The following is a 16,059-nucleotide window of genomic DNA, read 5'->3' as shown; positions in this document are numbered from 1 at the left end:
GCCCGCCGGGGGCGCCGCCCCCCCGGCGGGGGTGCCCGCCCCCCACCCCGCCGCCATCGGGGCCCGCCGGGGGGGGGGGGGGGGCCCGCCCCCCCCCCCCCCCGGGGGGGGGGGGGGGGGCCCCGCGGCCCCCCCGCCTCCAGTCCGTCAGGGGGTCACCGACTCAGGACGAGGACTCCCAGTCCGCCGGACCGCGCGAACCGGCGCGGTACTCCTCGAGCGGGACCTCGTCGGCCTTCCAGGCCTTGACGACCGGCTCCACGATCTCCCAGCAACGCTCGGCCACGTCGCCGCGGATCGAGAGCAGCGGGTCGTCGTGGAAGATGCCGTTGAGGACCTCGCCGTAGGGGGTGAGCTCACCGTCCGCGAACGAGGACGACAGGGTGACCTGCCCCATCTCGAACGGGTTGCCGCCACCGTTCGCCGACACGGTCAGCTCGATCTCGTCCGGGTTGAGGACGATGCGCAGCGTGTCGGTCTTCGGGCGACCGGTCAGGCCGGAGGGCAGACGCGTCACCGGCTTGAACGTGATGAGGACCTCCTTGCGGCTGGCGCCGAGCGCCTTGCCGGAGCGGAGGGTGAAGGGCACGCCCTTCCAGCGGGCGGTGTCGACCTCGACCGAGATCTCGGCGAGGGTCTCCGTCTTGCGCGACGGGTCGACGCCGTCCTCGTCCTGGTACGACGGCAGGTCCTTGCCGTCGATCGTGCCGGCCGTGTAGACGGCGCGACGCGAGGCGATCTTCGGGTCGTCGCCCTTGAGGCGGGTCGACCGCAGCACACGAGCGAGGGACGAACGGAACTCGACGGCGTCGATCGCGGACGGGGCGTCCATCGTCACGAGGCCGAGGATCTGCAGCAGGTGCGACTGGATCATGTCGACCATCGCACCGGCCTCGTCGTAGTACTGCGCGCGGTTCTCGAGACCGAGGGTCTCGTCGTAGAAGACGTCGACCTTCTCGATGTTGTCCGCGTTCCAGATCGGCTCGAACAGGCGGTTCGCGAAGCGCAGACCGATGATGTTGAGGACCGTGGTGCGACCGAGGAAGTGGTCGGTGCGGTGCACGCGCTCCTCGGGGACGAGCTTGAGGACCGTCTCGTTGAGGGCCTCGGCGCTGGCGACGTCGGTGCCGAACGGCTTCTCGAACGCCAGGGTCGTGCCCGCGGGGAGCTCGACCTGCTGCAGGGCCTCGCAGATGTCCGAGGCGATCTGCGGGGGCAGGGCGAAGTAGAGCACCGGCTCGTTGTCCGCCGCGGCGAGCAGGGCCTTGAGGTGCTCGGGGTCGGTCGGGTCACCCTGGATGAACTCGGTCGACGCGATGGTGGCGTCGACCTCCGGGCCCTTCACGTCCTGCGACGCGAAGGACTTCGTGACGATGTCCTTCCACTGCTCGTCGCTGCGGGCGCTGCGCCCGGTGCCGATGAGCTGGACGGGAACCGCTCGACCGCTCTGCAGGAACGTGCCGAGACCCGGCAGCAGCAGGCGGGAGGCGAGGTCGCCCGTCGCGCCGAAGATGATGAGAGTGCGCTTGTCGGTCACCGGGGGTGACTCCTTTCGCTGTGGTGGAGGTAGTCCGCTTGAGGGCAAGCCGCGCGCGGGCCGGATGATTCCCGGTTCGGGGACCGGGATGCTGGTGGGGTTGCTGGCATGCAGTCCGGCCCGGACGCACGTCGGGCGGCACCGAGGTGGTGCCGCCCGAATGTGTCAGGTGCGCTGCAGCGTCAGGTCAGTGACCGAAGTTGCCGCGGTAGTACTCGTAGACCCAGCCGACGAGGGTGACCGCCACGAGGGCGAGACCGATCGGCACGATCCAGAGGCCGGCTGCGACGCCGAGGAAGACGACCGCCGTCGAGGCTGCCAGCAGGATCGGCCACCACGACCACGGGCTGAAGTGCCCGAGCTCGGCGTCGCCGTCCTCGATGTTGGCGTCCGGACGGTCCTCGGGCAGGACGCCGCCCTGCGAGGACATGACCTTGCCGAGGTAGAACGCGATGAACGCGGACATGATCCCGGTGAGGCCGATGGCCACGGTGCCGACCCACTCCGGCTCGCCGTAGTAGATGAGCGACCAGATGGTGTACGCGGCGTCCGCGAGGATGAAGAACCCGAAGAGGATCCAGAACAGATTGGTGTTGGCGCGCATCGCCTTACTTCACCTCGCCCTTCGCGGCGTCGTAGGTCGGAGCGTCCGGAGCGTCCTTCGCAGGACCGACACCGATCGGCACACCCGCTTCCGGGTGGTTCAGGTCGAACGCCGGCGACTCCGAACGGATCCGCGGGATCGACGTGAAGTTGTGCCGCGGCGGCGGGCAGCTGGTCGCCCACTCGAGCGAGCGGCCGTAGCCCCAGGGGTCGTTCACGGCGACCTTCGGTGCGTTCCGAGCGGTGACGTAGACGTTGAAGATGAACGGCAGGAACGAGATCGCGAGGATCATCGAGCCGATCGTCGACAGCTGGTTCATCCAGGTGAAGCCGTCGTTCGGCAGATACGTCGCGTAGCGACGCGGCATGCCGATGACGCCCAGCCAGTGCTGGATGAGGAACGTCGTGTGGAAGCCGATGAACAGGAGCCAGAAGTGGATCTTGCCGAGGCGCTCGTTGAGCATCTTGCCGGTCCACTTCGGCCACCAGAAGTAGAAGCCGGAGAACATCGCGAACACGACGGTGCCGAAGACCACGTAGTGGAAGTGCGCGACGACGAAGTACGAGTCGGACACGTGGAAGTCGAGCGGCGGCGACGCCAGGATCACACCGGTGAGACCACCGAACGTGAACGTGATGAGGAAGCCGACGGCCCAGAGGAGCGGGGTCTCGAACGTGACCGAGCCGCGCCACATCGTGCCGACCCAGTTGAAGATCTTCACGCCGGTCGGGACCGCGATGAGCATCGTCATCAGCGAGAACCACGGGAGCAGGACGCCACCGGTGACGTACATGTGGTGCGCCCACACCGTGACCGACAGGGCCGCGATGGAGATGGTCGCGTAGACGAGGGTCTTGTACCCGAAGATCGGCTTGCGGCTGAAGACCGGGAAGACCTCGGACACGATGCCGAAGAACGGCAGCGCGATGATGTAGACCTCGGGGTGGCCGAAGAACCAGAAGAGGTGCTGCCAGAGCAGGGCTCCACCGTTCGCCGGGTTGAAGATCTGGGCGTTGAACACGCGGTCGAGACCGAGGCCGAACAGGGCGGCTGCGAGGACCGGGAAGGCCATCAGCACGAGCAGGGCCGTCACGAGGGTGTTCCACGTGAAGATCGACATGCGGAACATCGTCATGCCCGGAGCGCGCATCGTGATGATCGTCGTGATGAAGTTCACCGCGCCGAGGATCGTCGAGAAGCCGGTCATGCCGAGTCCGAAGACCCAGAGTGTCCCACCGAGTCCTGGTGTGAACGTCGTGTCACTCAGTGGCGCGTAGGCGAACCACCCGAACGACGCGGCGCCCTGCGGGGTGAGGAAGCCACCGACGGCGATGAGCGAGCCGAACAGGTAGAGCCAGAAGGCGAAGCCGTTCAGACGCGGGAAGGCGACGTCCGGCGCACCGATCTGCAGCGGCATGATCGCGTTCGCGAAGCCCGAGAAGAGCGGCGTCGCGAACATCAGCAGCATGATCGTGCCGTGCATCGTGAAGAGCTGGTTGTACTGCTCCTTCGTCGCGACCACGTGCAGGCCGGGCTCGAAGAGCTGGGCACGGATCACGAGCGCCATCACACCTGCAAGCAGGAAGAAGATGAACGAGGCGATCAGGTACATGTACCCGATGGTCTTGTGGTCCGTGGAGGTGATCCACCGGACGATGATGTTGCCCTTCCGGCCGACCTTCGACGCCTGGAAGTCCGGCGTCGAGGGCCTGGTCGGCTGGCCGACGAGTGACGTTGTCATCTGACGAGCCCCTACTTGTTCTCGCTCGACGCCGTGACGGGCGCCTTGTTGTCCGGTTCGTTGGTGTTGGTGTTGTACTCGTTGCCGAGCAGACCGACCTTGCCCTGGTCCTTGAGCTCCGCGAGGTACTGGTTGTACTCGGTCGGCGTCACGACCTTCACCTGGAAGAGCATGAGCGAGTGGTACTCACCGCACAGCTCCGCGCACTTGCCCTGGTACGTGCCGAGCTTCTCCGGGATGAAGTACTCGTAGTTCGTCTTCCCGGGGAGCATGTCCTTCTTGTACAGGAAGTCGATGATCCAGAAGGAGTGGTCGACGTCGCGCGAGGAGAGCTCGATCTTGACCTTCTTGCCCTGGGGCAGGTACAGGGTCGGGAGCTGCGACTCGTCGATCGCCCCGTTGCCGTTCTCTTCTTCCTGGGCCTGGATGCCCTGGTAGTAGACGCTCTCGTCGGGGTTCTTCTGGTCGATGTAGTTGAAGTCCCACGCCCAGCGCTTGCCGTACACGTGCACGGTGGCGTCCGGGTTGGTGAAGGGCTTCTCGATCGCGGCCTGGTCCTTCGCGGTGAAGGCGAAGAAGCCGAGCACCAGGATCAGCGGCACGATCGTGTAGAAGATCTCGAGCGGCATGTTGTACCGCATCTGCACCGGCAGGCCGGTCTGGCCCTTGCGGCGGCGGTAGACGATGGCGGCCCAGATGATGAGGCCCCAGACGATCAGACCGACCGCGAGCAGGACGACCCAGCTGGTGGTCCACAGGCCGACGATGCGGCTCGTGTGGTTGGTGACGTCCTTCGTCTCCTCCGTGCCGGGGAGCCATCCGTTCAGCTGCTGCTGCGTGCAGCCAGCCAGTGCGATGACCAGACCGACGGCCACCGGGACGGCCGCCCAACGTATACGGCGATTCGAACGCACTGTTACCTCTCGGAAGACGTGAAACCGGCACAGCCTGCGACGCAGAGGTCGCACATGGCTGACTTCCAGGTTGGTTGGAACACTCCTAGCTTACTCGCAGCTCGGCACCGCTCGCGCACACGCGACACACCCCGAGCCGCGATGCGCACCCCTCGCAGCGGCGTTTTCCCTGGTCATGGCCGGAGCTCCGCCGGGGCACGCCCGGAGAACACACGAGCGGGGAGCGACCGTGTCGGTCGCTCCCCGCTCGTGTACCGGATCGGCGTCGCTCAGTGGAAGCTGTCACCGCACGCGCAGCTGCCCTGCGCGTTGGGGTTGTCGATGGTGAAGCCCTGCTTCTGGATGGTGTCCTCGAAGTCGATCGAAGCACCGTCGAGGTACGGCACGCTCATCTTGTCGACGACGACCTCGACGCCGGCGCCGAACTCGACGCTGGCGTCCCCGTCGAGCAGACGCTCGTCGAAGTAGAGCTGGTAGATCAGACCCGAGCAGCCGCCGGGCTGCACGGCGAGGCGCAGGCGGAGGTCGTCGCGGCCCTCCTGCTCGAGGAGGCTCGCCACCTTCGCCGCGGCCGCGTCGCTGAGCAGGACGCCGTGCGACGGCGCCTCGGTCGTCGGTGCGTTGTCGGTGATGGTGTCGCTCATCCGCGCGTCTCCCTCCGGGCGGTGTGGTTCACCGCGCCTGCGTCGATTGTAAGCACCGTCACCCGCGAGTCGCGAGACGCGCCAGCAGGATCGTCTCGGATGCGATGGCCCGGTGCAGGACGCCGAGGTGCTGGGACTCGTTCGGGCTGTGCGCACGGGTGTCCGGGTCCTCGACGCCGGTCACCAGGATCTGCGCGTCCGGGAACTCGGCGGCCAGGTCGGACACGAACGGGATGGACCCGCCGATGCCCTGCTCGACCGCCTCGTTGCCCCAGCCCTCGGCCATGGCGATCCGCGCCTCCTGGACGGCCCAGCCGGCGGTGTCGACGAGGAACCCGTCGCCGGCGTCCGGCTCCGAGATCTCGAGCCGTGCACCGAACGGCACGTGGTCGCGGAGGTGCCGCTCGACCGCCGCGTACGCCTCCGTCGCTGCCTGGCCGGGGGCGACCCGGATCGAGACGCGGGCGGACACGGTCGGCAGCAGCGTGTTCGAGGCGTTCGCGACGCTCGGGACGTCCATGCCGGTCACGGTGATCGACGGCTGGAACCACATCCGCGACAGCACCTGACCGCGGCCGACCGGCGTCACACCGGGCAGCAGCGCCGCGTCCTTCGCGAGTTCCGCGTCGGAGCGGTCCGGGACGTCGGCCTCGTACGAGGTGAGCCCCTCGACCGCGACCGAGCCCGCGTCGTCGTGCAGGGAGGCGAGCAGTCGCACCATCGGGATCATCGCATCCGGCGCCGCTCCCCCGAACATGCCGCTGTGGCTGGCGTGCTCGAGCGTCGTCAGGGTCAGCTTGAACGTGACGTTGCCGCGCAGGGACACCGTGATCGACGGGACCTCGGTGGACCAGTTGTCGCTGTCCGCGACGACGATGACGTCCGCCGCCAGGTGCTCCTTCTGCTCGCGCAGGAAGGTGCGGAACGACCGGGAGCCGAACTCCTCCTCGCCCTCGACGAACAGCACGACCCCGAGGTCGAGGTCGTCACCGAACTGCGCGTGGACCGCCCGCAGCGCGGCGATGTGGGTCATCACGCCGGCCTTGTCGTCCGAGGCGCCCCGGCCGTACAGACGGTCGCCGCGGAGCGTCGGCTCGAACGGCGGCGTCTCCCACAGGGCGTCGTCGCCCTGCGGCTGCACGTCGTGGTGGGCGTAGAGCATCACCGTCGGCTTGCCGTTGCGGGCCGGGCGGACGGCGAGCACGGCGGGCTGGCCGAGCTCGAGCGGTTCGTCGTCGCTGATCGCTGAACGGATGATCTCGACCTGGTCCTCGGCGAAGACCCCGGTGCTCAGCGCCAGGTCCGCCACGGCACGCGCGCTCGCGAGCACGTGCGACTCGTCGAACGCCGACCACGACACCGACGGGATCCGCACCAGCGCGGACAGATCGGCGATCGTCGTGGGCAGCGCACCGTGCACGTGTTCGCGCAGGGCGTCGAGGAGCGCGGGGTCGGTCGCGGGGCTGTGCTGTTCGGTGTCGGTCATGCCCGGTAATCTAGAGGACGATCCAGCACGCACACCGCCGTTAGGAACGCACCGTGGCGAAGGCAGCCCCCAAGACCAACACGACCGTGAACCCCACCGAGGAAGAACTCCTCGAGCAGGGCAAGGGCCGTCCGACGCCGACCCGTCGGGAGCGCGAGGCAGCCAACCGCCGTCCCATCGTCGGTGGCTCGGCAGAGGACAAGAAGGCCGCACGCGCCCGGCTCACCAACGAGCGTGAGAAGGCCCGCGTCGGCATGGCCAACGGCGAGGAGCGCTACCTGCCCGCCAAGGACAAGGGCGAGCAGCGCAAGTTCGTGCGCGACTGGATCGATGCCCGCTGGAACGTCGGCGAGATCATGATGCCGGTGCTCGTGCTGTTCCTCATCGTCGGGTTCGCCGCCTCGCAGACCGTCATCGCGTCGTACGCGCTGCTGCTCGTGTGGGCGTTCGTCGCTCTCTTCGTGCTCGACTGCATCGTGCTGTGGCTGTCGTTCCGGAAGAAGCTCACCGCCAAGTTCGGCTCGATGCAGCGCGGGACGTTCCTCTACATCCTCACGCGCGCCTGGCAGCTGCGCTTCCTGCGCCTGCCGAAGCCGCAGGTCAAGCGCGGGCAGTACCCGACCCGCTGACCCTCCACGAAGCGCCGCCCGGCTCGCCGGGCGGCGCTTCGTCGCGTCCGGCGCGCAGGCGCGGGCGCGGGCGCGGGCCGAGATCGCAGAACGTGCCGCCCAAAGCCACCGACGGCGACACGTTGTGCGATCTCGACGCACCGCACGCGGCCTGTCGCGCGACCTCGCCGCAAGCTGCGTCCGACAGCCGAGGGCGCCCTCGAGATCGCAGAACGTGCCGCCCAACGCCCCCGACGGCGACACTTGGTGCGATCTCGACGCACTTCACGCGGCGTGTCGCGCGACCTCGACGCACCACCGACGGACTGGAGGCGCGGTACGGGGCCGACCCGCGCCTCCAGGCCGTCACCTGGTCACGCCGCGCCGGGGGCGACCCCACGAGCGGGCCGAACACGGCACGCTCGGCGCGCACGTTCGGCCGGTTGCGCCCCCTCGGCGAACCTGAGCGGCGAGTCCCGCCCACTCGCGAAGCCGCGACCGCCGCGCGCGGGACGCCCCGGCGAGCGAGCGCCGCGCCGCGCGTGGGACGCCTCGGCGAGCGGGCGCAATTCGTCGCGCTCGGCGCACCCAACGGGCCGGTTGCGCCCGCTCGGCGGACCTGAGCGGCGTGTCGTGCCCGCTCGCGCCACCGACAGACCGCGCGGAACCGGCCCGCCCGAACGGGCCCCACGACAGGGGCCCGGCGTCAGCGCGCCGCGCGCCGCAACCGCCGACGCCGCAGGCGGTTGATCCGCGTGGCCCAGGTCGGCCCCTCGTAGAGGAACGCCGTGTAGCCCTGCACGAGGGTGGCCCCCGCGTCGATCCGGTCCTGCACGTCCTGCTCGCTCGTCACGCCTCCGACGGCGATGACGCAGAAGTCCGACGGCACCGCAGCCCGGACCCGCCGGAGCACCTCGAGCGATCGCTCGGCGACCGGCGCGCCGGAGAGTCCCCCGGCACCCATCGCCGCGACCTCGTCCGCCGGGGTCTGGAGCCCCGCACGGGAGACCGTGGTGTTGTTCGCGATGACACCGTCGAGCCCGAGCTCCACCGCGAGCCCGGCGATCGCGTCGATCTGCTCGTCGTCGAGGTCCGGCGCGATCTTCACGAGCACGGGGACCCGGCCGGCGGCGTCGTGCACGGCGGTGAGCAGCGGGCGGAGCTGGTCGAGCTCCTGCAGTCCGCGCAGCCCAGGCGTGTTCGGCGAGCTGACGTTGACCGCCAGGTAGTCGGCGAAGGGGGCCAGCCGGCGGGTGGACTCGAGGTAGTCGTCGATCGCGTCGGCGACGTCGACCACCCGGCTCTTGCCGATGTTGACGCCGATGACCGGGCGTCCGGGGTTGCGGCGCGCGCGTTCGAGCCGTCGGGCGGCCGCGGCGGCTCCGTGGTTGTTGAAGCCCATCCGGTTGACGAGCGCGCGGTCGGCGATGAGCCGGAAGAGCCGCGGTCGTTCGTTGCCGGGCTGCGCCTTCGCGGTGATGGTGCCGACCTCGACGTGCCCGAACCCCAGGACCCCGAGGCCGGCGATGGCCCGGGCGTCCTTGTCGAAGCCGGCGGCGAGGCCGAAGCGCGACGGGAAGTGGATGCCCATCGTGGTGACGCCGTCGAGCGCCGACGGGCGGGAGTACCGCTCGACCAGCCGGCCGACGATCGGCACGTGCGGCAGGACCTTGATGACCGCGAAGGCGATGTGGTGGGCGCGCTCCGGGTCCATGTTCGCGAACACGGACCGGAAGACGACGGCGTACCCGCCACGGATCAGTCGTTCCGCGACGCCGCTCATGCGCCCGCACCGGCGGACGCCGATGTGCCGGCCGCGCCGGAGCCGGCGTCGGTCCGGCGTCCGTGGTGGTCGATCCGGAGCTGCGTGATGGCGTCCTCGAAGTCGTCGAGCGAGTCGAACGCCTGGTAGACGCTGGCGAACCGCAGGTAGGCGACCTCGTCGAGCTCGCGGAGCGGCGCGAGGATCGCGAGCCCGATGTCGTTCGCGTCGATCTGGCTCGAGCCGGAGGCGCGGACGGTCTCCTCCACCCGCTGCGCGAGCACCGCGAGGTCGCCGTCGGTGACCGGTCGGCCCTGGCACGCCTTGCGCACGCCGGACACGATCTTGTCGCGGCTGAACGGTTCGGTCACGCCGTTGCGCTTCACCACGTTGAGCGATGCGGTCTCGGTGGTCGAGAAACGGCGCCCGCAGTTGGGGCACTGACGACGGCGGCGGATGGAGGTTCCGTCGTCGCTCGTCCGGGAGTCGACGACGCGGGAGTCCGGGTGGCGGCAGAAGGGGCAGAACATGGCGTCCCCCAGGCTATCGGGTCGTGCGCTCCGTCACGGCGGCGCCGTGCGCGGGGAGCTGTTCCTCGGTCGAGAGCGCGACGATGTGCGACCCGACCTCGGCGAGGGCGGCCGCCGTGTAGCGGATGACCTGCTGCGGGCGGAGGAACGTCGACGCGGACAGCCCGGAGCCGAAGCGCGCCTGCCCCCCGGTCGGCAGGACGTGGTTCGACCCGGCCAGGTAGTCGCCGAGGCTCACCGGGGTGCTCGGTCCGACGAACACCGCTCCGGCGGCGTCGATCTGCGCGAGCACCGCGTCGTCGTCGGCGGTCTGGATCTCGAGGTGCTCCGGCCCGTACGCGTTGCTCACGGTCGCGGCGTCGGCCAGCGAGTCCACGAGCACGACCGCCGACTGCGGTCCGTCGAGTGCGGCCTGGAGGCGCGCAGCCGTCCCCAGGGCAGCCACCCGCTCCGGGATGGCGGCTTCCACCGCATCGGCGAACGTCGCCGACGTCGTCACCAGCACACTGCCGGCCTGCTCGTCGTGCTCGGCCTGGCTGATGAGGTCGGCGGCGACGTACCCGGGGTCCGCGGTGTCGTCGGCGATCACGAGGATCTCGGTCGCGCCGGCCTCGGAGTCGATGCCGACGGTGCCGCGCACGATCCGCTTCGCCGCCGCGACGTAGTTGTTGCCCGGCCCGGTCACGAGGTCGACCGGCTCGAGGTCGATCGACGCGACGCCGTACGCCAGGGCACCGATCGCACCGGCACCGCCCATCGCGTACACCTCGTCGATGCCGAGGAGCCCGGCGGCCGCGAGGATCGTCGGGTGCACCGCACCGCCGTGGTCGCGCTGCGGCGGGGACACGAGGGCGATCGACCCGACCCCGGCGACCTGGGCGGGGACGACGTTCATGACGACGCTGGAGGGGTAGACGGCCTTGCCCCCGGGGACGTAGAGCCCGACGCGCCGCATCGGCTGCCAGCGCTGGCGCACCTCGGCGCCGTCGGCCAGGGTCGTCACAGACGGGGACGGCACCTGCGCGGCACTCGCTGCCCGGACGCGGCGGATCGCTTCGTCGAGGGCCTCCCGCAGAGCCGGGGTCAGCCCGGCGACCGCGGCGGCGATCTCGGCGGCGGGGACCCGGACGTGCGCCGGCGCTCCCCCGTCGAACCGTTCGGCCTGCTCGCGGAGCGCGTCCGCGCCGTCGTGCCGCACGGCCTCCACCAGCTCGCGTGCTGCGTCGACGGCGTGCGAGACGTCGCCCGCGGCGCGCGGCATGAGTCGGAGGAGTTCGGCACGGGCGGGGAGGCCGCCGCGGAGGTCGATTCGCTGCATCATCAGGGTGCCAAGCCTACCGAGGGCACCTGTCCGTGACGTGCCCCGGCGGTCGTCGCCCACGCTCAGACGAGCGCGTCGACGACCGGGCGGTGCCGCGCCTCGCCGTCCGCGTCCCACGCGCCGAGCAGGTGCAGCGTGGCGATCCGGAACGCGAGCGCCCGCACCAGCAGCTGCCCCCACTCGGCGATGCCGTCGCCGAGCGGCCCGAGCCGCGAGGGCGGCACCCCGTGCCAGCAGACCGCGTCCACCGCCGCGATCGCCGCCCCGAACCCGGCCGGGCGCCAGGTGGGCGACCAGTCGATCACGGCGGGCGGCTGCCCGTCGGCGAACAGGACGTTGCCGAGCAGGTCGCGGTGCACGAGCTGAGCAGGCGCCCGCACGGGGCGGAACGCAGCGGCGAGCCGGTCCAGCGACCGGGCGCGCGACGGATCGGACAGCAGGGCGGTCGACGGGTCGCTCGGCAGCGAGAGCGGCCGCTGCAGCGGCAGCTCGCCCCAGGCCATGCGGTCCGCGCGGCTCCAGGCGTCGTCGGCCCCGTCGAGGAACGCCGGACGGTCGAGGTGGGCGATCGCACGGTGGAAGGCCGCGCCCGCCCGGATGACGTCCTCGACGCGGGTCTCGTCGGCGACCGCGGGCAGCCACTCCCACGCTTCCCACCGGCCGGCGCGCCAGTGCCCGTCGGCCGTGGCGATCGGTCGCGGCGTGCGGAACCCGGCCGTGTGCTCGAGCGTGGCGAGGACGCCGGAGCGCCAGTCGGTCTCCGCCGCTCCGTCGTGCGGGCGCAGGACGACGTCGCCGGCTCGCCAGGTCAGGCCACGGCCGCCGGCGAGCGGGACGGGCACGGACTCCCCCACGCCGAAGGCCGCCAGCGCCCCGGCGGACGGCGCCGCCGCGGCCGCGTCGTTCACGCGGTCCGCAGGACCTTCGCCATCGGCCGGCCCTTCGCGACCTCGTCGACGAGCTTGTCGAGGTACCGGATCTGCCGCATGAGCGGGTCCTCGAGCTCCTCGATCCGGACGCCGCAGATCACCCCGGTGATGAGCGGCGCGTTCGGGTTGAGGTGCGCGGCCGCGAAGAAGTCCTCGAACGAGGTCTCGTCGGCGAGGTGCTGCGCGAGCGCCCGGTCGTCGAACCCGGTGAGCCACTCGATGACGGTGTCGAGCTCCGCCTTCGTGTGGCCCTTCCGCTCCACCTTCGCCAGGTAGTGCGGGTAGACCGCCGCGACGGGCGTCCCGAAGATCCGGTGACCGCTCATGCGCGACCCGCTCACACCAGGCAGCGCGGGCCGAGCAGGCTCTTCAGCTCGCCGAACAGGTCCGGGGTGAGGTTGACCGGGAACGGCAGCTCGAACGTGCGTGCGACGTCGTCCTTCAGCAGGCGGAGTCGCACCTCGGTCGCGCCGCTGTGCCGGCTGAGCACGGCCGCGAGTTCGGTGACGGTCGTCGTGGTCGCCTGCCGCTCGGGCACGCTGAGGGTCAGCGGCCCCGAGCCCATCGCGTCGCCCACGTTCGGCTGGAACATGCTCACCGCGTGCAGGGCCTTGCCGTCGTCGCGCACGTTGACCCGGCCACGGAGCACCACGATCGAGTCCGCCACGAGGGACGGGCCGAACTCCTGGTACGTCTTGCCGAGGAACATGACGCCGATCTGGCCGCCGAAGTCCTCGATGTCGACGATGCCGTACGGGTTGCCGCTCGTCTTCGCGACCCGGTGCTGCACGCTCGTCAGCAGGCCGGCGACCGTGACGGTCTCGCCCTCGATCGAGTCGTCAGCGGTGAGCAGGTCGGCGATGGTGATCGACTGGTGCTTCGCGAGCTCGATCTCGAGCCCGGCCAGCGGGTGGTCGGAGACGTAGAGCCCGAGCATGTCGCGCTCGAACGCGAGCTTGTCGCGCTTCGACCACTCCGGACGATCCGGTACCTGCGACACGGCGGCCGCGGCGGGCTGTTCCTCGGCGACCTCGGCGAAGAGCGAGTCGAAGTCGAACCCGACGTTGCCGTTGGCCTCGTCGCGCTTGACCTTCACCGCGCCCTCGACCGCGCCCTCGTGGATCTCCACGAGCGCCCGGCGGGAATCGCCGAACTCGTCGAACGCGCCGGCCTTGATGAGCGACTCGACCGTCCGCTTGTTCGCCGACGAGATCGGGATCTTCCGCAGGAAGTCGTGGAAGGACTCGAACGCGCCCTTCTCGGTGCGGGCCTTCACGATGTCGTCGACGACGTTGAAGCCGACGTTGCGGATCGCACCCATGCCGAAGCGGATGTCGTTGCCGACGGCGGCGAAGAACCCGATCGACTCGTTGACGTCCGGCGGCATGACCTTGATGCCCATCCGGCGACACTCGTTGAGGTAGAGCGCGAGCTTGTCACGCGCGTCACCGACCGAGGTCAGCAGCGCGGCCATGTACTCGGCCGGGTAGTGGGCCTTGAGGTACGCCGTCCAGAAGGACACCACGCCGTACGCGGCCGAGTGCGCCTTGTTGAACGCGTAGTCGGAGAACGGCAGCAGGATGTCCCACAGCGTCTTGATCGCCGCGGCCGAGTAGCCGTTGTCCTGCATGCCCTTCTCGAAGCCGGCGTACTGCTTGTCCAGCTCCGACTTCTTCTTCTTGCCCATCGCGCGGCGGAGGATGTCCGCTTGGCCGAGGGAGAACCCGGCGACCTTCTGCGCGATGGCCATCACTTGCTCTTGGTAGATGATCAGGCCGTAGGTCGTGCCGATGATGTCCTGCAGGGGCTCGGCGAGCTCCGGGTGGATCGGCGTGATCGCCTGCTCGCCGTTCTTGCGGAGCGCGTAGTTCGTGTGCGAGTTCGCACCCATGGGCCCCGGACGGTACAGGGCGATGAGCGCGGAGATGTCCTCGAAGTTGTCCGGCTTCATCAGGCGCAGCAGGCCACGCATCGGGCCGCCGTCGAGCTGGAACACACCGAGGGTGTCGCCGCGCTGCAGGAGCGCGTAGGCCTCGGGGTCCTCGAGCCCCATCGTCTCGAGGTCGAGGTCGATACCCCGGTTCGTCTTGATGTTCTCGAGGGCGTCACTGATGATCGTGAGGTTCCGGAGCCCGAGGAAGTCCATCTTGATCAGGCCGAGCGACTCCGCTGCCGGGTAGTCGAACTGCGTGACGATCTGGCCGTCCTGCTCCCGCTTCATGATCGGGATGATGTCGATCAGCGGGTCGCTCGACATGATGACGCCGGCCGCGTGCACGCCCCACTGGCGCTTCAGCCCCTCGAGCCCGAGCGCGGTGTCGAACACGGTCTTGGCCTCGGGGTCGGTCTCGACCACCGTGCGGACGTCGACGGCTTCCTTGAAGCGGGGGTGGTCCTTGTCGAAGATCCCGGTGAGCGGGATGTCCTTGCCCATCACGGGCGGCGGCATCGCCTTGGTGAGCTTCTCGCCCATGCCGAACGGGAAGCCGAGGACGCGGGAGGAGTCCTTCAGCGCCTGCTTCGCCTTGATGGTGCCGTACGTGACGATCTGCGCGACGCGCTCGGACCCGTACTTCTCGGTGACGTACTTGATCGCCTCACCGCGGCGCCGGTCGTCGAAGTCGACGTCGAAGTCGGGCATGGAGACGCGGTCCGGGTTGAGGAACCGCTCGAAGATCAGGCCGTGCCGGATCGGGTCGAGGTCGGTGATGCGCATCGCGTACGCCACCATCGAACCGGCGCCGGAACCACGCCCCGGGCCGACGCGGATGCCGTTGTTCTTCGACCAGTTGATGAAGTCGGCGACCACGAGGAAGTACCCCGGGAAGCCCATCTGGTTGATGATCCCGACCTCGTAGTCGGCGCGTTCCTGCACCTCTTGCGTGATGCCGCCCGGGTACCGGTACTCGAGCCCCTTCGCCACTTCCTTCTCGAACCAGGAGTGCTCCGTCTCGCCCTCGGGCACGGGGAACTTCGGCATGTAGTTGGCTGCGGTGTCGAACTCGACGTTGCACCGCTCGGCGATGAGCAGCGTGTTGTCGCAGGCCTCGAGGTTGTCGCGGAAGACGTGCCGCATCTGCGCCGGCGTCTTCAGGTAGAACTCGTCGGCGTCGAACTTGAACCGGTTCGGGTCGTTGAGCGTCGAGCCGGACTGCACGCACAGCAGGGCGGCGTGCGACTTGGCGTCGTGCGCGTGCGTGTAGTGCAGGTCGTTCGTGCCGACCAGAGGGATGTCGAGGTCCTTCGCCAGGCGGATCAGGTCGGTCATGATCCGGCGCTCGATCTCGAGCCCGTGGTCCATGATCTCGGCGAAGTAGTTCTCCTTGCCGAAGATGTCGCGGTAGTCGGCGGCGGCCTTGACGGCCTCGTCGTACTGGCCGAGGCGCAGGCGCGTCTGGATCTCCCCCGACGGGCAGCCCGTCGTGGCGATGATGCCCTCGTGGTACTCCTGCAGGAGCTCGATGTCCATGCGGGGCTTGAAGTAGTACCCCTCGAGCGAGGCCTTCGACGACAGCCGGAACAGGTTGTGCATGCCCGTGGTGTTCTCGGCGAACATCGTCATGTGCGTGTACGAACCCGCACCGGACACGTCGTCCCCGCCGCCGTCGCCCCAGCGCACACGGGTCTTGTCGGACCGGTGCGTGCGCGGCGTGATGTACGCCTCGGTCCCGATGATCGGCTTCACGCCGCCGGCCTTCGCGGCCTTCCAGAACTCGAACGCGCCGAACATGTTGCCGTGGTCGGTCACCGCCACGGCGGGCATGCCCTGCGCGGCGGTCTCCGCCACGAGGTCGGAGAGCCTGGCGGCACCGTCGAGCATCGAGTACTCGCTGTGCACGTGCAGGTGGACGAAGGAGTCGGATTCCGACACGGAACCTCCGGTTCGACGAAGCTGCTGCGGGCAAGAACAGCCTAACGGCGACCGGCGACGTTCCCGGGCACGTCGATCACGGCAGTCGGTCGGTGGACGCACGCCCTGACGG

General features: G+C 69.7%; 13 protein-coding genes. 1 reads left to right on the top strand and 12 read right to left on the bottom strand.

Features of this window, described 5'->3' with window-relative positions; all coding sequences use genetic code 11:
• Positions 1-163: 163 nt before the first annotated feature.
• The 6 genes from EDF64_RS12645 to EDF64_RS12620 form a co-directional block, all read right to left on the bottom strand.
• Positions 164-1,537, bottom strand: a complete 1,374-nt coding sequence (locus EDF64_RS12645) for a glucose-6-phosphate dehydrogenase (RefSeq protein WP_133520340.1) — start codon at positions 1,535-1,537, stop codon at positions 164-166.
• Between the two features lie 187 nt (positions 1,538-1,724).
• Positions 1,725-2,141 carry a cytochrome c oxidase subunit 4 gene (locus tag EDF64_RS12640; protein WP_133520339.1) on the bottom strand — a complete coding sequence of 139 codons (417 nt, stop codon included), beginning with the start codon at positions 2,139-2,141 and terminating at the stop codon, positions 1,725-1,727.
• Between the two features lie 4 nt (positions 2,142-2,145).
• Positions 2,146-3,882 (bottom strand): aa3-type cytochrome oxidase subunit I, encoded by a 1,737-nt coding sequence (gene ctaD / locus EDF64_RS12635; RefSeq protein WP_208108901.1) that lies wholly within the window; start codon positions 3,880-3,882, stop codon positions 2,146-2,148.
• A gap of 11 nt (positions 3,883-3,893) precedes the next feature.
• A complete protein-coding gene (ctaC, locus tag EDF64_RS12630; RefSeq protein ID WP_133520338.1) occupies positions 3,894-4,796 on the bottom strand; it encodes an aa3-type cytochrome oxidase subunit II in 903 nt (300 codons plus the stop codon).
• A 269-nt stretch (positions 4,797-5,065) separates the two neighbouring features.
• Complete coding sequence (locus tag EDF64_RS12625) at positions 5,066-5,440, bottom strand: HesB/IscA family protein (RefSeq protein ID WP_133520337.1); 375 nt, start codon at positions 5,438-5,440, stop codon at positions 5,066-5,068.
• A 58-nt stretch (positions 5,441-5,498) separates the two neighbouring features.
• Complete coding sequence (locus EDF64_RS12620; protein ID WP_133520336.1) at positions 5,499-6,926, bottom strand: dipeptidase; 1,428 nt, start codon at positions 6,924-6,926, stop codon at positions 5,499-5,501.
• A 53-nt stretch (positions 6,927-6,979) separates the two neighbouring features.
• Here EDF64_RS12620 and EDF64_RS12615 point away from each other — a divergent pair, with 53 nt between their 5' ends.
• Positions 6,980-7,555 carry a DUF3043 domain-containing protein gene (locus EDF64_RS12615; protein ID WP_133520335.1) on the top strand — a complete coding sequence of 192 codons (576 nt, stop codon included), beginning with the start codon at positions 6,980-6,982 and terminating at the stop codon, positions 7,553-7,555.
• 685 nt (positions 7,556-8,240) lie between these two features.
• Here the strand turns inward: EDF64_RS12615 and EDF64_RS12610 are convergent.
• The 6 genes from EDF64_RS12610 to dnaE all read right to left on the bottom strand — a co-directional run bounded on the left by EDF64_RS12610 (position 8,241) and on the right by dnaE (position 15,896).
• Entirely contained in the window at positions 8,241-9,317 is a 1,077-nt protein-coding gene (locus EDF64_RS12610; RefSeq protein ID WP_133520334.1) for a quinone-dependent dihydroorotate dehydrogenase, read from the bottom strand.
• On the bottom strand, positions 9,314-9,826 hold the full coding sequence (nrdR, locus tag EDF64_RS12605) for a transcriptional regulator NrdR (RefSeq protein WP_133520333.1): 513 nt from the start codon (positions 9,824-9,826) through the stop codon (positions 9,314-9,316). Before nrdR ends, EDF64_RS12610 begins: the two co-directional genes overlap by 4 nt.
• 13 nt (positions 9,827-9,839) lie before the next feature.
• A complete protein-coding gene (hisD, locus tag EDF64_RS12600; protein ID WP_133520332.1) occupies positions 9,840-11,147 on the bottom strand; it encodes a histidinol dehydrogenase in 1,308 nt (435 codons plus the stop codon).
• 62 nt (positions 11,148-11,209) lie between these two features.
• Positions 11,210-12,055, bottom strand: a complete 846-nt coding sequence (locus tag EDF64_RS12595; RefSeq protein ID WP_133520331.1) for a hypothetical protein — start codon at positions 12,053-12,055, stop codon at positions 11,210-11,212.
• A complete protein-coding gene (locus tag EDF64_RS12590) occupies positions 12,052-12,402 on the bottom strand; it encodes a DUF2200 domain-containing protein (RefSeq protein WP_133520330.1) in 351 nt (116 codons plus the stop codon). The genes EDF64_RS12595 and EDF64_RS12590 overlap by 4 nt, the downstream gene beginning before the upstream one ends.
• Positions 12,403-12,413: 11 nt before the next feature.
• Positions 12,414-15,896, bottom strand: a complete 3,483-nt coding sequence (dnaE, locus tag EDF64_RS12585; protein ID WP_243736380.1) for a DNA polymerase III subunit alpha — start codon at positions 15,894-15,896, stop codon at positions 12,414-12,416.
• Positions 15,897-16,059: the final 163 nt, after the last annotated feature.

Origin of the sequence: Curtobacterium flaccumfaciens (assembly GCF_004361695.1) — a bacterium.
In the GTDB taxonomy this organism is placed as follows: Bacteria; Actinomycetota; Actinomycetes; order Actinomycetales; family Microbacteriaceae; genus Curtobacterium; species Curtobacterium flaccumfaciens_B.
This window is presented reverse-complemented; position numbering and strand designations above follow the sequence as displayed.